This is a genomic window from Pseudomonas sp. ICMP 3272 (assembly GCF_001466905.1).
GTDB lineage: Bacteria > Pseudomonadota > Gammaproteobacteria > Pseudomonadales > Pseudomonadaceae > Aquipseudomonas > Aquipseudomonas amygdali.
Map to the genome: position 1 here is coordinate 1 of NZ_LKEK01000059.1, position 18621 is coordinate 18621.

Annotated in this window: 16 protein-coding genes and 1 pseudogene; 9 read left to right on the forward strand and 8 right to left on the reverse strand. The window is 58.1% G+C overall.

What is annotated here, in order from left to right:
- Positions 1 to 1743: pseudogene (locus AO068_RS16185) on the reverse strand (beta strand repeat-containing protein); the annotation flags it as partial.
- A gap of 456 nt (positions 1744 to 2199) precedes the next feature.
- The gene (locus tag AO068_RS16190) at positions 2200 to 2919 is read right to left on the reverse strand and encodes a UTRA domain-containing protein (RefSeq protein ID WP_058399784.1); all 720 of its coding nucleotides are present in this window, start codon (positions 2917 to 2919) and stop codon (positions 2200 to 2202) included.
- 354 nt (positions 2920 to 3273) lie between these two features.
- Between AO068_RS16190 and AO068_RS16195 the strand changes: the two genes are divergently transcribed.
- The 6 genes from AO068_RS16195 to AO068_RS16220 all read left to right on the forward strand — a co-directional run bounded on the left by AO068_RS16195 (position 3274) and on the right by AO068_RS16220 (position 8604).
- Complete coding sequence (locus AO068_RS16195) at positions 3274 to 4341, forward strand: ABC transporter substrate-binding protein (protein ID WP_058408877.1); 1068 nt, start codon at positions 3274 to 3276, stop codon at positions 4339 to 4341.
- A 78-nt stretch (positions 4342 to 4419) separates the two neighbouring features.
- Positions 4420 to 5226 carry an alkaline phosphatase family protein gene (locus AO068_RS16200; protein ID WP_058408878.1) on the forward strand — a complete coding sequence of 269 codons (807 nt, stop codon included), beginning with the start codon at positions 4420 to 4422 and terminating at the stop codon, positions 5224 to 5226.
- Positions 5223 to 6065 (forward strand): ABC transporter permease, encoded by an 843-nt coding sequence (locus tag AO068_RS16205; protein ID WP_058408879.1) that lies wholly within the window; start codon positions 5223 to 5225, stop codon positions 6063 to 6065. The genes AO068_RS16200 and AO068_RS16205 overlap by 4 nt, the downstream gene beginning before the upstream one ends.
- Entirely contained in the window at positions 6052 to 6849 is a 798-nt protein-coding gene (locus AO068_RS16210; RefSeq protein WP_002552644.1) for an ABC transporter permease, read from the forward strand. The genes AO068_RS16205 and AO068_RS16210 overlap by 14 nt, the downstream gene beginning before the upstream one ends.
- 1 nt (position 6850) lies before the next feature.
- Positions 6851 to 7840 (forward strand): ABC transporter ATP-binding protein, encoded by a 990-nt coding sequence (locus AO068_RS16215; protein ID WP_002552643.1) that lies wholly within the window; start codon positions 6851 to 6853, stop codon positions 7838 to 7840.
- 110 nt (positions 7841 to 7950) lie between these two features.
- On the forward strand, positions 7951 to 8604 hold the full coding sequence (locus tag AO068_RS16220) for an HAD family hydrolase (RefSeq protein WP_058399780.1): 654 nt from the start codon (positions 7951 to 7953) through the stop codon (positions 8602 to 8604).
- A gap of 19 nt (positions 8605 to 8623) precedes the next feature.
- On the opposite strand, the gene AO068_RS16225 is transcribed toward AO068_RS16220, so the two are convergent.
- Positions 8624 to 9586 carry an NAD(P)H-quinone oxidoreductase gene (locus AO068_RS16225; RefSeq protein ID WP_005732900.1) on the reverse strand — a complete coding sequence of 321 codons (963 nt, stop codon included), beginning with the start codon at positions 9584 to 9586 and terminating at the stop codon, positions 8624 to 8626.
- Positions 9587 to 9724: 138 nt separating this feature from the next.
- On the opposite strand from AO068_RS16225, the gene AO068_RS16230 reads away from it, so the two are divergent.
- Positions 9725 to 11806: a carboxy terminal-processing peptidase gene (locus AO068_RS16230; RefSeq protein WP_004657761.1), complete on the forward strand. Its 2082-nt coding sequence runs from the start codon at positions 9725 to 9727 to the stop codon at positions 11804 to 11806.
- A gap of 116 nt (positions 11807 to 11922) precedes the next feature.
- A complete protein-coding gene (locus AO068_RS16235) occupies positions 11923 to 13695 on the forward strand; it encodes a bifunctional diguanylate cyclase/phosphodiesterase (RefSeq protein WP_058408880.1) in 1773 nt (590 codons plus the stop codon).
- Positions 13696 to 13834: 139 nt separating this feature from the next.
- Here AO068_RS16235 and AO068_RS16240 read toward each other — a convergent pair whose 3' ends face one another.
- From AO068_RS16240 to AO068_RS16260, 5 genes are all read right to left on the reverse strand, one after another.
- On the reverse strand, positions 13835 to 14206 hold the full coding sequence (locus tag AO068_RS16240; RefSeq protein WP_044323694.1) for a hypothetical protein: 372 nt from the start codon (positions 14204 to 14206) through the stop codon (positions 13835 to 13837).
- Positions 14203 to 14544 carry a helix-turn-helix domain-containing protein gene (locus tag AO068_RS16245; RefSeq protein WP_058408881.1) on the reverse strand — a complete coding sequence of 114 codons (342 nt, stop codon included), beginning with the start codon at positions 14542 to 14544 and terminating at the stop codon, positions 14203 to 14205. The genes AO068_RS16240 and AO068_RS16245 overlap by 4 nt, the downstream gene beginning before the upstream one ends.
- A 100-nt stretch (positions 14545 to 14644) precedes the next feature.
- Complete coding sequence (locus tag AO068_RS16250) at positions 14645 to 15097, reverse strand: YkvA family protein (RefSeq protein ID WP_002552636.1); 453 nt, start codon at positions 15095 to 15097, stop codon at positions 14645 to 14647.
- Positions 15098 to 15462: 365 nt separating this feature from the next.
- A complete protein-coding gene (locus AO068_RS16255; RefSeq protein ID WP_002552635.1) occupies positions 15463 to 16236 on the reverse strand; it encodes an FKBP-type peptidyl-prolyl cis-trans isomerase in 774 nt (257 codons plus the stop codon).
- A 206-nt stretch (positions 16237 to 16442) separates the two neighbouring features.
- Positions 16443 to 17852: a DUF4329 domain-containing protein gene (locus AO068_RS16260; RefSeq protein ID WP_058399778.1), complete on the reverse strand. Its 1410-nt coding sequence runs from the start codon at positions 17850 to 17852 to the stop codon at positions 16443 to 16445.
- A 246-nt stretch (positions 17853 to 18098) separates the two neighbouring features.
- On the opposite strand from AO068_RS16260, the gene AO068_RS16265 reads away from it, so the two are divergent.
- Entirely contained in the window at positions 18099 to 18617 is a 519-nt protein-coding gene (locus AO068_RS16265) for a hypothetical protein (protein ID WP_058399777.1), read from the forward strand.
- Positions 18618 to 18621: the final 4 nt, after the last annotated feature.

Consider the following 18621-nt stretch of genomic DNA (forward strand, 5'->3'; position numbering starts at 1 on the left):
GTGCTGCCGTAGCCTGCGGTCAGGGCGCTGTCACTTCCCGAGGTCTGCGTGCTGCCGTATCCCGCGATCAGAGAGCTGTCGACACCTGCTGTACCCGTGCTGCCGTACCCCGCCGTCAGGTTGCTGCCCTCCTGGGCCGTCTGCGTACTGCCGTACCCCGCCGTGAGCGAGCTGTCACTGCCCGAGGTTTGCGTGCTGCCGTAACCGGCGATCAGCGAGCTGTCGGAACCTGCCGTGCCGGTGCTGCCATACCCAGCAGTGAGATTGCTGCCTTCCTGGGCCGTTTGCGTGCTGCCGTAGCCTGCGGTCAGGGCGCTGTCACTTCCCGAGGTCTGCGTGCTGCCGTATCCCGTTGCCGTATCCCGCGATCAGAGAGCTGTCGACACCTGCTGTACCCGTGCTGCCGTACCCCGCCGTCAGATTGCTGCCCTCCTGGGCCGTCTGCGTACTGCCGTAGCCCGCGGTCAGCGAACTGTCGCCTCCCGAGGTTTGTGTACTGCCATAACCGGCGATCAACGAGCTGTCCGAGCCTGCCGTGCCGGTGCTGCCATACCCTGCGGTGAGATTGCTGCCTTCCTGCGCCGTTTGCGTGCTGCCGTAACCCGCTGTGAGCGAGCTGTCTTCTCCGGAGGTCTGGGTACTGCCGTAGCCGGCGATCAGCGAGCTGTCCGAACCTGCCGTGCCGGTGCTGCCGTACCCTGCGGTGAGATTGCTGCCTTCCTGCGCCGTTTGCGTGCTGCCGTAACCCGCTGTGAGCGAGCTGTCTTCTCCGGAAGTCTGGGTGCTGCCGTAACCGGCGATCAGCGAGCTGTCCGAACCTGCCGTGCCAGTGCTGCCATACCCTGCAGTGAGATTGCTGCCTTCCTGTGCCGTTTGCGTGCTGCCGTAACCCGCTGTGAGTGAGCTGTCCCCGCCAGAAGTCTGAGTACTGCCGTAACCGGCGATCAGCGAGCTGTCCGAACCTGCCGTGCCGGTGCTGCCGTACCCTGCCGTCAGGTTGCTGCCTTCACGGGCGGTCTGGGTGCTGCCGTAACCCGCTGTCAGCGCGCTGTCCCCACCGGCGGTCTGGGTGCTTCCATAGCCAGCGACCAGCGAGCTGTCGGAGCCGGCGGTGCCTGTACTTCCATAACCGGCAATTAGATCACTGTGGTTGCCAGCGGTCTCGTTACTGCCATAACCGGCAATCAGACGACTGTGATTGTCGCCACTCAACGTGCTGCCGTAAGTGGCGGTCTGCAAATTCTGCGGCGTCGTCACCGGTAGGGTGTTTACTGGGGGGGCAGCCGCGCTGACCAACGCGACATCGAACACTTCATGACGGGCCTGTTCGGCCACCGGTAACGTGACACTTGCTGCCGCAGGCATGGGCGTGGGTATGGCCGTAGGCGTTAACGTTGACGTTGACGCAGGGTCGGCCTGACGTGCCGAAATGAAGTGTGACGCGCTGATCCTGTCGCCGACATGAATCACCTCGGCCCGCGGAAACTTGACCATTCCCGGCTCTTCCAGACTGATGATGTCTGCAACGGCGACTTCACAGACAATCCATCGAGCATCGGCATGCACGCTTAGAAAAGCGCTGGTTCCAGCGCCCCACAGTAAACCGACCAGACCATTCTCATGCCGCCTGGTTGACTGCCAGTATCTGGATTCCACCGCGCCGGACGCGGGCCATATAAGGCCGCAGTGATCGGCCATGTTATTTGCACAGGTACGCAGTACCAACGCCTTGTCGAGATTCATTACAGCATCCTCATAGATCCTTTAAATAAAAGCAGCCGTACTTATCAAGCATTGCTTTATAGGACAACTGCCATGTCAGCCTTAATCCAAACGTGGAACGATCGTGCAAATAATACCAACTAACCAGTGCATATCTTTCCACACCAAAAACCTACCACACCCCATTAACAAACATTAATTAATATTAAGATTTTTCTTAAATTCGCTGAAAACCAGAATAATTACTCTGGAAAATTTCATCAAAAAAACCAACTAATTTAACGCCGCTCCGCCACCAGCAATAGAATAACGCTCATTAATTTTTTTGTTAATCAAACGCATGCATTATACAAAACCTATTAAACAGTCTGTAAATTGCACACGTTCTTATCAAAGAAATGAGTATTTATTGATAGAAAACAGCAAACTAACGGTGGTACAGACCGCGCTTGGGAAGTGGGTTTGCCACACCGGCATTCAGTCGCCGTGCACCTCTGCGCGCACATGAATAGCATCATGACGCCAGTATTCGAGGTCACAGTCGATCAACCGATCTTTCCAATCATAATTGACACGTGCAATGCGCAGGCCCGGGCTACCCAGTGAAACCTTCAGTGCAGCGGCTGCTTCGCTGTGCAGCGCTGTGGGGACCATGTCGAAGCGCACCCGACCGTAATGAATGTCATAGCGGCGGGCGTAGAGTTCACTGAGCGATTCGTTCAGGTCGTGTTCGAGAATGCCGGGGAACAACTCCGGTCTCAGGTAGTGCTCGACATACAGCACCAGACGCTGATCGATCCGTCGCGCGCGACAGATCTGGATCACGCTCGACAGCGCCGGCAGCTCCAGCATTTCGCAGATCATCGCTGAAGCAGGTTGCAGGCGTGCAGACAGAAGCCGGGTGTGCGGCACCCTTCCCTGGGCACAGACCATTGCGTGGAAATGGCTGCGCCTGATCAGGTCATAGGCCAGTCGTGGCGGGGAAATGAACCAGCCGCGACGCTCTTCACGGTAAATAAGCCCTTGCGCCTCCAGTTGCACGAGAGCCTCACGCAACGTGATACGGGTGGTAGCAAACACCTCGCTAAGCTTGCGCTCCGCAGGCAGCTTGCTGCCATGCGGCAACAAGCCATGTTCGATCTGCTCTTGCAGAGCACTGCAAATCGTTGTTACCGCCCGTGGCACATCTTCGCGCATTCCGGTATCCGTCTGGACTAGACCAGCTCTGTTGCGGGGCACACATCAGTGCAACCGACGCCGTTAACTCCGTTGCTTCAAGCCTAGGCCGGGCACATGACCATTCTGTGACATGACAAAACACGATCCATGCCAACTGCTCTGAAAAAAGGTCTTTAACCGTTGAAAAGCAAGCATGTTCCCATGGTCTACGCTTAGCGCCAGGCACTGCCGAACCACGTTAAAAACAGCTTCTGCCACTGAACACGACACGAAAATGTCATGCAAAAAGCCTAACTTGGCTCAGGTATTGCTGATCTAGACCAAACAATCCGCAACGAACACTTCTTGCAAGAAGTGCACTAGGAGCTCCGAATGAAACATCTTTTGTTGGCATCACTCCTCGGTTCAGCCATGGCAATGAGTTCGCTGGCCATGGCTGCGGACACGGACCTTAAAACGCTGGAGGCTGCGGCCAAGGCTGAAGGCGCGGTCAATAGTCTCGGCATGCCGGATGACTGGGCTAACTGGGGTGGCATCTGGAAAGACCTGGAAACCAAATACGGCCTCAAGCACATGGACACCGACATGAGTTCGGCCCAGGAGATCGCCAAATTCGATGCGGAGAAGGACAACGCCAGCGGTGACATCGGCGACGTGGGTGCCGCGTTCGGTCCTATCGCCGTTGCCAAAGGCGTGACCCAGCCTTACAAGCCAACCACTTGGGATCAGATTCCGGAATGGGCCAAGGACAAGGACGGCCATTGGGCGCTGGCCTACACCGGCACCATCGCCTTTATCGTCAACAAGAACCTGTTGCACGGCTCTGAAATACCAAAAAGCTGGGCCGACCTTAAAACAGGTAAATACAAGGTTTCCATTGGTGATGTGAGCACTGCTGCGCAAGCAACCAATGGCGTACTGGCCGCAGCCATTGCCATGAAAGGCGACGAAAGCAACATCGAGCCAGGCCTGGCACTGTTCACCGACCTGGCCAAGCAGAAGCGCCTGTCGCTGGCCAACCCGACCATTCAAACCATCGAAAAAGGCGAAATCGAAGTCGGCGTGGTCTGGGACTTTAACGGTCTCAACTACAAAGCCAAGATGGCCAAACCGGATGACTACGTGGTGCTGATCCCTTCGGACGGCTCGGTAGTTTCCGGCTACACCACCATCATCAACAAATACGCCAAGCACCCGAACGCTGCCAAACTGGCGCGTGAATACACCTTCAGCGATGCCGGTCAGATCAACCTGGCCAAAGGCAATGCGCGTCCGATTCGCGTCGAACACATCAAGCTGCCAGACGACGTGAAAGCCCAGTTGCTGCCGCATGAACAATACCTCAATGCCAAGCCGATCAAAGACGCAGCTGCCTGGGAGAAAACCTCCAAAGCGCTGCCTCAGAAGTGGAACGAACAGGTCATCATCGAGATGAACTGATTCTCTCCTGCGGCTCAGGGATGAAGTCGTGTACATCGGGCGAGCCAGACTCGCCCGTTCTTTCAAAGCGAGTCGCCCATGAAACACAACGTCATCCTGATCGTGCTCGATGGCCTCAACTACGACGTGGCCCGCCACGCAATGGGCCATCTTCAAGCCTGGCATGATGCTGGCCGCGCCGCGCTCTACAAGCTGGAATGCGCGCTACCCGCCCTCTCCCGCCCCCTGTACGAATGCATATTGACCGGGGTCGCACCTATCGACAGCGGCATCGTGCACAACAACGTTTCACGTCTGTCTAACCAGCGCAGCGTCTTTCACTACGCTCGCGACGCCGGGCTGACCACTGCAGCGGCGGCCTATCACTGGTTCAGCGAGCTGTATAACCGCACACCGTTCGACACGGCACGCGATCGTCATACCGAGGCAACGGAACTACCCATTCAGCACGGGCTGTTCTACTGGGCCGATCACTACCCGGACTCGCACCTGTTCGCCGACGCGGAAAGCCTGCGCCTTAAACATGCACCGAACTTTCTGCTGATTCACCCCATGAACATCGACGACGCCGGGCACAAGCACGGCCTCGACACTGCGCAATACCGCAACACCGCACGCAATGCCGACATCATTCTGGCTGACTACCTGCAACGCTGGCTGGACGCAGGCTATCAAGTGCTGGTGACCGCCGACCACGGCATGAACAACGACCGCTCGCACAACGGCCTGCTGCCGGAAGAACGCGAAGTGCCGCTGTTCGTGCTGGGTGATGCGTTCAGCCTGAATGTCGACGCTGCACCGCGCCAGATCGATCTGTGCGGCACCATCTGCGAGCTGCTCGGCGTACATCACGACAAACCGGTCTGCCGGGAGATTCTCAATTGACCCGATTTTCCCGAGGCAAGTGGCTGGGCCTGTTGTGCCTGATGCCCTTTGCCGTGTTCTTCATTGTGTTTCAGATTGCGCCGCTGCTCTGGGTGGCGATCCACAGCCTGCAAAGCGACGCCGGTTGGGGCTGGGAAAATTTCACCAAAGCGTTCAGCTCGAAGTTCTATCGGCAGGCGATCCAGTACAGCCTGGAGATCAGCTTCTGGTCGAGCCTGTTCGGCATCATCATCGCCGTGCTGGGTGCCTATTCACTGCGCAAGGTAGACTCGCGGCTGCGGGATTTCGTCAATTCGTTCGCCAACATGACCAGCAACTTTGCCGGCGTTCCATTGGCGTTCGCGTTCATCATTCTGTTGGGTTTCAACGGCGCATTGACCCTGATCCTCAAGCAAACCGGGATCATCGATGACTTCAACCTGTACTCCAAGACCGGGTTGATCATCCTCTACACCTACTTCCAGATTCCGCTTGGCGTGCTGCTGCTCTACCCGGCATTTGACGCTGTACGCGAGGACTGGAACGAGTCGGCGGCGCTATTGGGTGCCAGCGGTTATCAATTCTGGCGCTATATCGGCCTGCCGGTCCTGACCCCTGCGCTACTCGGTACGTTCGTGATTCTGCTGGCCAACGCGCTGGGCGCGTATGCCACGGTTTACGCCCTGACCACCGGCAATTTCAACGTGCTGCCGATCCGCATCGCTGCGATGGTGGCAGGCGATATCACCCTGGACCCGAACATGGCCAGCGCTCTGGCGATGATTCTGGTCGGCCTCATGACTCTGGTCACAGTCGTCCATCAGTGGCTGTTGAAGAGGAGCTACCATGTCGCGCGCTGAACGAAGGCCCGCGGGCATTTACCACAAAACCGTGGTTTACCTGCTGTTCCTGATCCTGTTGCTGCCGCTGGCCGGGACCTTTCTGTACTCGATTTCCACCAGTTGGTCGGCGACCATTCTGCCCAGTGGCCTGACCTTCAAGTGGTACGTGGCGCTGTGGAGCGATCCGCGTTTTCTGGCGGCGTTCGGCCAGTCACTACTGGTATGCGTCGGCGCGTTGATACTCTCGGTGGTGCTGATTCTGCCGCTGCTGTTTGTCGTCCATTACTACTTCCCGCGCCTCGACGGGCTGATGAACATCCTGATCCTGCTGCCGTTCGCCGTGCCTCCCGTGGTCTCGTCGGTCGGCCTGCTGCAGCTGTATGGCTCAGGCCCCATGGCGATGGTCGGCACGCCGTGGATTCTGATCGGCTGTTACTTCACAGTCGCCCTGCCCTTCATGTACCGCGCCATCACCAACAACCTGCAGGCCATCAACCTCACGGACCTGATGGACGCCGCCCAATTGCTCGGCGCCAGCACCTGGCAAGCAGCGTTCATGGTCGTGCTGCCTAACCTGCGCAAGGGCTTGATGATTGCCCTGCTGCTGTCGTTCTCGTTCCTTTTCGGCGAATTTGTGTTCGCCAACCTGCTGGTCGGCACCCGCTATGAAACCCTGCAGGTCTACCTGAACAACATGCGCAACAGCAGCGGTCACTTCAACAGCGCGCTGGTGATTTCCTATTTCCTCTTCGTGCTGGTGCTGACCTGGGCCGCCAATCGACTGAACAAGGACAAAGACTGAAATGAGTTTTGTCAGCATTGAAAACCTGCAGAAAAGCTATGCCAGCACGTCAGTGTTCAGCGACATCAACTGCAGTATCACGAAAGGCGAGTTTGTCACCTTGCTCGGCCCATCCGGCTGCGGCAAGTCCACGTTATTGCGCTGCATTGCCGGGCTGACACCGGTCAATAGCGGGCGCATCCTGCTTGATGGCACTGACCTGGTGCCGCTCACACCACAAAAACGCAACATCGGCATGGTGTTCCAGAGCTACGCGCTGTTTCCCAACATGACCGTCGAGCAAAACGTCGCGTTTGGCCTGCGAATTCAGAAAGTCAGTGCGGCCGACAGCGAAAAGCGCGTTGCCGATATTCTGCGCATGGTCGAGCTGCACGACTTTGCCACGCGTTATCCGCATCAGTTATCCGGCGGGCAATGCCAGCGCGTGGCTCTGGCGCGCTCGCTGGTCACTCGCCCACGCCTGCTGTTGCTTGATGAGCCGCTGTCGGCACTGGATGCGCGAATTCGCAAAAACCTGCGTGAGCAGATTCGCGCCATTCAGCGCGAGCTGGGCCTTACCACGATCTTCGTGACCCACGATCAGGAGGAGGCGCTGACCATGTCCGACCGCATCTTCCTGATGAACGAAGGCCGGATCGTGCAGAGTGGTGACGCAGAAACCCTTTACACCGCTCCGGTTGACGTGTTCGCTGCGGGCTTCATCGGCAACTACAACCTGCTGGAAGCCGAAGACGCCACACGTCTGATGCAACGCCCGATCACCAGCCGCATTGCGATTCGCCCTGAATCGATCCAATTGAGCCTGACCGGCGAACTGGAAGGCGAAGTACGCAGTCACAGTCTGCTCGGCAACGTCATCCGCTACCGGATACAGGCCCGCGGCGTGGAACTGGTGGTCGACGTACTGAACCGCAGCGCCGACGACCTGCACCCGGATGGAAGGCGTGTAACACTGAACATCGAACCGTCGGCGCTCTGTGCTCTGAACTGACCGTGCTCTGAACTGAATTTGTTCTGCACGGATAACGCCACACGCTTGCCGATCAAGACGCCAGGCGTGAAGCTGACAGCTGATTCAACAGACTTTTAGGAGAAACGCACATGCCCTTGGCAATTTTTGACCTGGACGAGACCCTGATCGGTGGCGACTGTGCCACGCTCTGGAGCGAGCAGATGGGTCGCCTGGGCTGGGTCGACTCAACCTCGTTCATGCAGCGCAACGACGAACTGATGGCCGCCTACAGCGCAGGCGAGCTGGCGATGGAAGAGTTCATGGCGTTCAGCCTTGAACCCATGGCGGGTCGTACGCCTGAAGAAATCGATCACCTGGTCGGCCCGTGGGTCGAGGATGTGATCGAGCCGATTATCTACAGCGACGCTTGCAAATGTATTGCTCAGCATCGCGCCAAAGGCGACCGGATTCTGGTGATCTCGGCGTCAGGTGTGCACTTGGTAAAACCCATCGCAGAACGATTGGGGATCGACGAAGTGCTGGGCATCGAACTGGACGTGCAACATGGCGTGTACAGCGGTGCCACGGTCGGCGTGCTGACCTATCGGGAAGGCAAGATCACGCGCCTGATGGAGTGGCTGGACGCCGAAGGGGAAAACCTTGAGGGGGCGAGCTTCTACTCGGATTCGCGCAATGACCTGCCGCTGCTGCTCAAGGTTGACCACCCTAACGTGGTCAACCCCGATGCCGTGTTACTGGAACACGCGCAGAAAGCAGGCTGGCCGGTGCACGACTGGAGCTGAGCCCAGAGGCACCGACGGGTCAGACCAGGCTTTCGTCGATGACCAGCACGATCTTGCCGGACACCGTGTTGGTCGCCAGCTCTTCGAACGCAGCGTCGGCATCCTTGATCGCAAAGGATTTTGCCAGTTGCGGCTTGAGGCGGCCTTCAGTGAACAGCGGCCAGACGTGCTGGCCCAGGTCGCTGAGCAGGTCGGCCTTGAATGTGTCATCGCGACTGCGCAAGGTCGAACCCATCAGCTGGATACGTTTGCCCAGCACGTGCGCCAGATCCACCTGCGCCTCGCGCCCGCTCATGATACCGATCAGCACCCAGCGACCGTCCAGAGCCAGCAGTTTCACGTTGAGTTCGGCGTAGCTTGCGCCCACCGGGTCGAGGATGACGTTGAACGGTGCAAAATCGTTCAGGCCTTCAAGACTTTCGCTACGTACTACGCCCCCCTGTGCTCCCAGTTCGACGCAATAGGCCAGACGCTCGGTCGAACCGACGCTGACCCAGACCGGGTTGCCGAACGCTTTGCAAAGCTGAATACCGGCTGAACCAACCCCACTTGCGCCTGCGTGCAACAACACCTTTTCACCCGGCTTGAGGCCTGCCAGCTGAAACAGGTTGAGCCACGCGGTGGCATACACCTCAGGGATGGCGGCGGCCTCATGCAGCGACAGCCCCTCCGGGACCGGTAATACATGTCGCCCGTCGACCACCACTTCTTCGGCCATCGCCCCGCCCGCCAACAGCGCGCAGACGCGGTCTCCGACGACCCAGGACGTACCCGGACCGACTTCGGCGATCACGCCCGAGCACTCCAGACCCAGCGTCTGAGTGACGCCGGGCGGCGGCGGATACTTGCCTTCGCGCTGTAACAGATCGGCACGATTCAAACCTGCCGCAGCCACTTTGATACGTACCTGCCCCACATCGAGGGCCGGACTCGGCTCCTCGACCCATTCCACATGTCCTTCAACGCCTTGCAATGCCTTCACGGTGCCTCCATAGTGAGTCCAGACTGAGCCCGTGGCTGTTTTGCCCGGGCTTTTGCATTATGCGGCCGGGTCCAAAGGAACCGGCGACCTCAAAGACGGCCTAATATGCGTTATCAATTGTCCTCGCGTCGAATCAGCATGAAGCAATTATTCCCCAGCACTGCCCTCGCACTGTTTGTCGGCCTTAGCGTTTTGCCGATGTCAGCCAGTACCTTTGCCGCCAACAGCTGGGATAATCTTCAGCCGGACCGCGACGAAGTGATTGCCAGCCTCAACGTGGTTGAGCTGCTCAAACGACATCACTACAGCAAGCCGCCCCTGGACGACAAGCGTTCGGCGATTATTTACCAGAGCTACATCAAGCAACTGGACCCCTCGCGCAGCTATTTCATGGCCAGCGACATTGCCGAATTCGACAAATGGCAGTTCCAGTTCGACGACTTCCTCAAAAGTGGCGACCTGAATCCGGGGTTCACTATCTACAAGCGCTACCTGGACCGCATCAAGGCGCGTCTGGACTTCGCGCTGGCTGAATTGAGCAAGGGCGTCGACAAGCTTGACTTCAATACCAAGGAAACCCTGCTGGTCGACCGCAAGGACGCCGCATGGCCCAAGGATACTGCCGAGCTCGACGAACTGTGGCGCAAGCGCATCAAGGATGAAGTCCTGCGTCTGAAGATTGCAGGCAAGGACCCGGCGAAGATTCAGGAAACCCTGACCAAGCGCTACAAGAATCAGCAGGCGCGTCTGAACCAGACCCGTGCCGAAGATATCTTCCAGGCCTACATCAACACGTTCGCCATGTCCTACGACCCGCACACCAACTACCTGTCACCTGACAGCGCGGAGAACTTCGACATCAACATGAGCCTATCGCTGGAAGGCATCGGCGCCGTGTTGCAGAGCGACAACGACAACGTGAAGATCGTGCGTCTGGTCCCGGCAGGCCCGGCGGCCAAGACCAAGCAGGTCGCGCCGGCCGACAAGATCGTGGCCGTTGCCCAGGGCGACAAGGAAATGGTCGACGTGATCGGCTGGCGTCTGGATGAAGTCGTCAAGCTGATCCGCGGTCCGAAAGGTTCCGTGGTCCGTCTGGAGATTATCCCGGCCAGCAATGCGCCGAATGACCAGACCAGCAAAATAGTCGCCATCACCCGTGAAGCGGTGAAGCTCGAAGAACAGGCGGCCAAGAAGTCGATCCTGCACCTCAAACAGGATGGCAAGGACTACAAACTCGGGGTCATCGACATCCCTGCGTTCTATCTGGACTTCAAGGCCTATCGTGCTGGCGATCCGGAATACAAGAGCACCACCCGTGACGTGAAGAAACTGCTTACCGAGCTGCAGGCCGAGAAGGTCGATGGCGTGGTACTGGATCTGCGTAACAATGGTGGTGGTTCGTTGCAGGAAGCGACCGAGCTGACCAGTCTGTTCATCGACAAAGGCCCGACCGTGCTGGTGCGCAACGCCGACGGCAAGGTCGATGTGCTGGAAGACGAAGCCAAAGGCGCGTTCTACAAAGGCCCCATGGCCTTGCTGGTCAACCGTCTGTCCGCTTCGGCGTCAGAGATTTTCGCTGGCGCGATGCAGGATTATCACCGCGCACTGGTGATCGGTGGCCAGACCTTCGGTAAAGGCACCGTGCAGACCATTCAGCCGCTCAATCATGGCGAACTGAAACTGACCCTGGCCAAGTTCTACCGGGTTTCCGGTCAGAGCACCCAGCATCAGGGTGTAGTGCCGGACATCACTTACCCGTCGCTGATCGATACCAAGGAAATCGGCGAGAGCGCCCTGCCCGAGGCCATGCCATGGGACAGCATCAAACCGGCGATCAAACCTGCCATCGATCCGTTCAAGCCCTTCCTGGCCCAACTGCAGGCGCGACATGAAGCGCGTTCGGCGAAAGACGCCGAGTTCGTGTTCATTGAAGACCGCCTGGCGCTGGCCAAGAAGCTGATGAACGAAAAAACGGTCAGCCTCAATGAAGCCGACCGTCGTGCCGAGCATGCGTCCATCGAAAGCAAGCAGCTCGCGCTGGAAAACACCCGCCGCAAGGCCAAGGGTGAAGAGCCGCTGAAGGAGTTGAAGAAAGAAGACGAAGACGCGCTGCCAGTGGAAGACGAGAAAACCAAACCCGAGGACGATGCCTACCTGGCAGAGACCGGGCGTATTCTGATCGACTATCTGGGGCTAAGCGCCGCTGTGGCAAAAAAATAAGGCAGACTCATTGATGGCCATTTAGCTTCAACGTCATCAAACAGTCATGAAGCTGTCGTGAAATACGGGGCTGAACGCGCAAGCGCTCAGCCCTTTTTATTCTCTTCGAGACGACCATGACCCTAACCGAACAGTTGAGCACACTGAGTTCAATTCTGGCTCGTGGTGATTTGCACAGCTTGTTCCAGCCCATCGTTTCGCTATCGGAACGTCGAATTCTGGGTTATGAAGCCTTGACCCGCGGACCGTCCAACAGCGCGTTGCATTCGCCCCTGAACCTGTTTGCCATCGCTCGACAGGCAGGCCGCCTGAGTGAGCTGGAACTGAGTTGCCGTGACAGCGCCTGCCGGCGTTTCAGTCAGCAGAAGTTGCCGGGCAAGCTGTTCCTCAACGTCTCTCCCGAATCGCTGCTCGAAACGTCTCATCCTCCCGGCCGGACGCTGGAAATGCTGCGCCGATACCACATCGCGCCGAAGGACGTGGTCATCGAACTGACCGAGCAGATGCCTACCGACGATTTCGACCTGCTGTACAACGCGCTGCACCACTACCGCGACATGGGCTTCTCCATCGCGCTGGATGACCTGGGTGCTGGTTATTCAAGCCTGCGACTCTGGTCGGAGCTGCGTCCAGACTACGTGAAAATCGATCGGCACTTCATCGACGGAATTCATCAGGATGCGGTGAAGCGCGAATTCGTTGGCTCCATGCTGCAGATGGCCAAGGCTTCCAGAGCGACCGTGATTGCCGAAGGCATCGAATTACCCGAAGAGCTGGCAACGCTGAAGGACATGGGCGTAAACCTGGTTCAAGGCTATCTGCTTGCGCGCCCGCAAGAGCGCCCGCCGCGCGACACCCGCGCCATGCTGCCCAAGGCAGAGACCACCAGCGTGTCGCTGAACGAAGAAGCGGCAGACCTTTCTGCCCTGCTCAACCCGCAACCATCAGTCAGCCAGTCCACGCCCACCGCTGAAGTACTGGAAGCGTTTCGCAGGCAGGCCAATCTCAACTCGCTGGCCGTGCTGGACGACGAGGCCAGGCCCTGCGGCATCGTCCATCGGCATTCATTGTCCGAGGCACTGCTCAAGCCCTTCGGCACCGAACTGTTTGCCCGCAAGCCGATCAGCCGTCTGATGAGCGATGACTTTCTGGCCGTGGAAGTCAGCCAGTCACTGCAACAGGTCAGCCGACTGTTGACCAGCCGCGCCCGGCAGCGCATCGAAGAGGATTTCATCATCACCTCCAACGGTACCTATCTGGGCCTCGGACGGGTGATCGATGTTCTGAAATTGATTACCGAGATGAAAATCCAGCAGGCACGTTACGCCAACCCGCTGACCCTGCTGCCCGGCAATGTTCCGATCCAGCAATGCCTGACGCGTCTGCTGCAACAGGGCCGCGAATCGGTGATCTGCTATGTGGACATTGACAGCTTCAAGCCTTTCAACGACATCTACGGCTACGCCCGTGGTGATGAAGTGCTGCTGTGTCTCGCGCAGTGCCTGAACGACCGTATCGACCCGAGCAGGGACTTTGTCGGACACATCGGCGGGGATGATTTTCTGATGGTGCTGGGCGTCGAGGATTGGGAGCGGCGCCTGAAAACCCTGCTGGATGATTTCCAGAATCAATGCCGACGTTTCTACCGCGCGGAGCATCTGGAAGCCGGTTGCTTCGTCGCCCTCAACCGACAGGGACAACGCCAGGAATTCCCGTTGTTATCACTGTCGATTGGCGTAGTGCATCTGCACGAAGAAAGCTGCACGCTGGTCGATGCCAGCCAACTGGCCGACCTGGCCTCACAAGCCAAACATTTCGCCAAGGACGTTGCTGGCGCGAGCATTCATGTGATCGATTCGACGCGGCTGGATCTATTGGTACAAGCGTGAGGTTAGATGAAGTGAGCGTGCGACTTCGCGAGCAAGCTCGCTCCCACAGATTCGCTGTTTTGGGAGTGACCAGGGCGGCGATCCGCATTGCTCACAAAGGGGTCGATACAGCCATTGAAGATTCGGGGCCGGACCTCTTCTACTGCACTTCCACTTCCGGGTAGCTGTGTTCAAACACCCGAACCACTTCGGCGGCGTGCCACGAAGCGGCGGCGACGCCATCTGACGGCCCAGAGAAGCGTCCGAGGCGCTCTGCGCATTCAAAAAAGCCTGGGCGCGGCAGGCGGCTTGCGCCCTGGCTGATCACCAGCGAGCTGCGCAAAGGCTGTTCCGCGTGGGCGTCCATGGCGGCCAGATGCTCAAGGGCCGCGGTCAGGGTCTGCATGGCCGGACTGGGCAATTGCAGACGCTCGACCAACGCGCGATAGGTCAGCAGATGACGCTGGCGGCGCGCCTGATCGAGCTCATTGAGCAGGCCGTCCCAATGCTGACGGCTGATGCGCACGCTCACGACTCACCTCGCCAGCCCGGCACTCCAAGCTCCCATGCCAGGCTGCGCTTGATTGCAGCATCCGGCTGACGAGTACCATTCTCGATCAACTCCAGATAAGACGGACTGATGCCGACCGTACGGGCCAGGCTGGCCACTTCAAGGCCTTTAGCCTCGCGCAGCGCCCGCAACTCATCGAACCCTGGAAGCTCACCGGCAGCGATGCCGGAAGTCGATGCAACCGGTTCCTGGCGCGCCTTGCCGACCAACCCGGCAGCCTTGAGCAGTACCTGGTACTGAGTCCAGGGCAGCACTGCATATTCCGGCTCACCGTCACGGGATATCACTTGAAGATCCATAGAGTCACCTTGTACTACACGACCGCACACTGATCAGGCTTGATTCATAGGCTGGCATCTTAACAGCGTAACGCTAAGGCTTGTGTTCCATCCGTGAGACTTACACCTTACCCCGCTCTTTCTCCAACAGCGCCTGAGTCTTGGGCAACTGCTCGACCACGATGAGCTTCTCGGGCGGTTGCTGCTCACGCCATGCGCGAAAAGCATCCAGTTCGTCGCTCAAGTGCTTGGTGACCCAGGCCAGCACTGCGATGTCATCGAACATTCCCAGGCCTGGAATCCAGTCAGGAATAGCGTCCAGCGGGCTGAGGAAATACATCAGGCCCGCGACAATGGACAAAATGGCTTTGGGGCTGATGCTTCGGTACTCACCGCGCCAGTAAGCCAGGCACAGGGCCTGGAGCAAACGCAGATCGTCCTTGAGCTTGCCCAGACGATTACCTTCACTATTACCCTTGCGCGCGACCGCAAACAACAACCCTGGCAGTCGCCCCGCTGCCAGCAGACGCCGGGCTCCGGGCAGATAACGGATAAAATTCCACGGTGCTTTCATACCCACTCCCGTTCAGCAAAATGTCTTTTGATAAAAGCAGATCCGGCGAACCTGCCTGGCCGGAGCCACAAGGTTATCCACAATAATTGTGGATAACCTTGTGAACAGTGGCTTTTTTCATGCCCGAACTCCCCGTTATCGGGGGGCCACAGTCAAATCGGGCGTTTTTTACTCACAAAAAAGCTACAAAGGTGTGAAACCGGTACCTTGCTCAAGCGAGTGCCGTTACCTTGCCGGACTGTCGGACAATGCTACTGCGCGCGTCCATGATAGTGGGACTGCCCGAATGGCCAAGCGTTCGGGAAATAAGCCGGACACAAAAACGCCCTGTCGAGACAGGGCGTTTTCTGTAGCCAGGTAGTGCGTTACTTCTTGGCCGGAGCCGAAGCGGCAGGAGCTGCCTCTTCTTCTTCGTCGGCATCAGCACCAGCAGTCGGTGCCGCTGCAGGGTCCTTGATACCCAACAGTTCAAGATCGAACACCAGTACCGAGTTGGCCGGGATAGCCGGGCTCGGGCTCTGCGCGCCGTACGCCAGATCACTAGGGATGAAGAGTTTGATCTTCTCGCCTACGTGCATCAGTTGCAGACCTTCGACCCAACCCGGAATAACGCCGCCTACAGGCAGGTCAATCGGGCTGCCGCGTTCAACGGAACTGTCGAAGACCTTGCCGTCAATCAGTTTGCCTTCGTAGTGAACAGTCACAACATCGGTAGGCTTGGGCTGAGCGCCATCCGCTTTCTTGATGATTTGATACTGCAAGCCGGAAGCAGTGGTGACCACGCCGTCCTTCTTGCCGTTCTCTTCGAGGAATTTCTTGCCGGCGGCCGAAGCCTCTTCGCTCATCTTGGCCAGACGCTCCTCGGAGCGCTTCTGCAGGGCCGAGAAGGCTTCAACCAACTCTTCGTCTTTGAGTTTCTGATCTTTCTTGCCGACTGCGTCTTCGATACCCAGGGCTACAGCCTTGGAATCCAGATCATCCATACCTTCCTGAGCCAGGCTTTTGCCCATGTTCAGACCGATGCCATAAGACGCTTTTTGTGCCGGAGTTTTCAGCTCTACGGTGCTGGCTTGCTTGTCACAACCTGCGAGTACCAGACCGACCAGGGCAATCGCCGCTGCCAACCGATGCTGTTTCATGCTAATTCCTTGTTCATGCGCCAAAAGGGCAAACGAGTAAAGCCGCGAGCTTATCAGGCCGCCGCGATCAATGGCTACCGGCATGAGAGGGAGAAAACGCCGATAAGTTCAGGTATCCAAAGGTTTTCCCGGCGCGGCACTGGATTGTTCAGTTGCAGTTCAGTTTGCGATTCGCATGGGAAACGCGCGGGTTTGCAGCGAAGGGCTCAAGGCACGGGCCTGACCACCCCTGCATGAGGCCAGCGCTCACTGGTCTGCAGCACGCGCAGTTGCCCGGCTCGTGCCACTCTGCGAACAAAGTCCTGCATATTGATCGTACCTGCGGCGAGTTGCGCCTGGATGGACTCAGCCCCCGAGTACACGCGCGACACACTTCGCAAAAGCTGAAGCTCCTCGTCGGACCGGCTGGGTGTGTACGCGAGCAGTGCACCATCGGCTGCCGAGAAATAAACTGCCGACATCTCGAAGCCATAACGAATTGGCGAGCCTTTGGGTCGCTGTGCAGGCTTGTACCGATAACTGAACATGCGATGCAGATCGTCCGGGTCGAAGAAATCGCTCACTACTTCACGCCCGCCTTCGGCTACGAGGTTGGCAGACGAAAAATATATGCCGTCAACACGATAGCCATCAGGTAACGCAGGCCGGTAGTACGCATCGGGGTGAAACGCCGAACAGGGCGCGTAGACCGGGGCACCATCCTCAAGGATCGGCTCGGCGATCCGGTAGGCGCGCGTTACCGGGTTGAACAGTAGAAAACCGATGATCTGCGAATGAATGCGAGTGCCAATCTGGCCGTGCGCGTAACGTGCGGCCTCATCCGCACGGGTAAACGGCGCGCTGAGGCTCAGAGGCCTTGGTGGCCACTGCACGGCACAGCTTGCAGGCGGTGTTACAGGAGGCCTGCGAGTGGCGGCTTCGTCCGGATAAGGGTGCCAGTCAGTCGACACTTTCCCGACCCGCCCCCACAGACGACTGGGCACTATCACTTCCAGGTTCCCGGCACCTGCCAGCAACCGGACCACATCACTGGGCAGCATGGTAAGGTTCTGCAGCGCCTTGTGGATCTGACTGAGTTCACTCAGGTGCGGCATCTTTGGTGGTCCGGCAACACGCGCAAACAGTGTGTCTTCAGCGGCAGAACGGGACAAAGTGTATTTGATCAGCGAGCCGTCAGGCCCGGAAAGATAGGTCGCCGGGCAAATATCCTGATCATCGATCACTGCATAGATGTCGCCCGCCGAAAAGCTGTTCGGGTAAGTAACCTTTTCACGCTCCGGCCATTCTTCAAGCCCGGCCTGAAGTGACGGGTGAGAGTGGTAAATCGCATAGTCGTCATACCCTTGCGGGTAGAGCACATACCCCTCCTCATCGTTGCGCGGAAAGACTTCGTTGGGGTCAAAGCTGAACCGGCTGCCGTTCATGGGTTCGGTCGCGACGTACTTGCCATCCTTGCGAACCAGAATAAAGCCGCCGTATTCACGGTCACGCCGATTGCCGATTCGCTCATGGGCATAGCGCGCCGCATCATCTGGATGATCGAAAGGCACGCTGAACGCTGGCATGCCGGGATGGTGGTCAATGGACCGTTTTTCAATTCTTTTTCTGGGGTGCATCCGGGGCTCCTTGAAAGCCTGACTGATTGAGTCATTAGCGTAAGGAAACCAAGTGCCGCGGGTGACATAGATGAATATGACAAAAGCTAGACCGGGCGGCGCCCGGCAACATGAAACTAAAGATAATTTTTAACCGTTACCGGATGTGATTCGATCCGCTGCGTGGGCGAATCTGCCCAGCCCCTGTTTCGATCACCGCGACTGGCGATCAGGGCTTATGCAGTTTGTCGTGCTCAGGAACGTTTTATGCAATCGAACAATCGTTTTCGCCTGATGCGCTCGACGGCTTGCCAGTTGGCAGGCCTTGCAGCCATCACCGCAGCAGTCATGTTGCCGATCAGCACCGCCTATGCCACCAAGAAGCCACCTATTGTTGTAACCGAGGGCATCAAGGCATACAGGCTGTGCACAGGCCCCGACAATCTGTCACACGTCATCGAAGGCTCGATTGATCAAAAGGCAATGACCGATGTCAGCGCCCTGCACTTCAAGGAAACCCCGGCGCACTCGCAATACAACTGGCACGCCGCGCCAGAAGAGCAATACGTGATCACCCTTTCAGGCACGCTCGAGTTTTCCACCACCGGCGGAGAGAATTTCATACTGCGCCCAGGGGAAATATTGTTGGCACAGGACACTACCGGCCCAGGCCATCGCTGGAAACTGATCGACGACCAGCCGTGGCGACGCGCTTACGTCATTACCAAACCAGGAGACAAGGCTGCATTCATACCGAAGGAAGGGGCTGCTTCGAAGGGCTGCTGACGCC

Bases quoted from the DNA above. Each gene is read 5' to 3' on its own strand.
- AO068_RS16190 (WP_058399784.1), bottom strand. From the start codon at position 2,919: ATGCGCGAAGATGTGCCACGGGCGGTAACAACGATTTGCAGTGCTCTG.
- AO068_RS16195 (WP_058408877.1), top strand. From the start codon at position 3,274: ATGAAACATCTTTTGTTGGCATCACTCCTCGGTTCAGCCATGGCAATG.
- AO068_RS16200 (WP_058408878.1), top strand. From the start codon at position 4,420: ATGAAACACAACGTCATCCTGATCGTGCTCGATGGCCTCAACTACGAC.
- AO068_RS16210 (WP_002552644.1), top strand. From the start codon at position 6,052: ATGTCGCGCGCTGAACGAAGGCCCGCGGGCATTTACCACAAAACCGTG.
- AO068_RS16215 (WP_002552643.1), top strand. From the start codon at position 6,851: ATGAGTTTTGTCAGCATTGAAAACCTGCAGAAAAGCTATGCCAGCACG.
- AO068_RS16220 (WP_058399780.1), top strand. From the start codon at position 7,951: ATGCCCTTGGCAATTTTTGACCTGGACGAGACCCTGATCGGTGGCGAC.
- AO068_RS16230 (WP_004657761.1), top strand. From the start codon at position 9,725: ATGAAGCAATTATTCCCCAGCACTGCCCTCGCACTGTTTGTCGGCCTT.
- AO068_RS16235 (WP_058408880.1), top strand. From the start codon at position 11,923: ATGACCCTAACCGAACAGTTGAGCACACTGAGTTCAATTCTGGCTCGT.
- AO068_RS16245 (WP_058408881.1), bottom strand. From the start codon at position 14,544: ATGGATCTTCAAGTGATATCCCGTGACGGTGAGCCGGAATATGCAGTG.
- AO068_RS16250 (WP_002552636.1), bottom strand. From the start codon at position 15,097: ATGAAAGCACCGTGGAATTTTATCCGTTATCTGCCCGGAGCCCGGCGT.
- AO068_RS16255 (WP_002552635.1), bottom strand. From the start codon at position 16,236: ATGAAACAGCATCGGTTGGCAGCGGCGATTGCCCTGGTCGGTCTGGTA.
- AO068_RS16260 (WP_058399778.1), bottom strand. From the start codon at position 17,852: ATGCACCCCAGAAAAAGAATTGAAAAACGGTCCATTGACCACCATCCC.
- AO068_RS16265 (WP_058399777.1), top strand. From the start codon at position 18,099: ATGCAATCGAACAATCGTTTTCGCCTGATGCGCTCGACGGCTTGCCAG.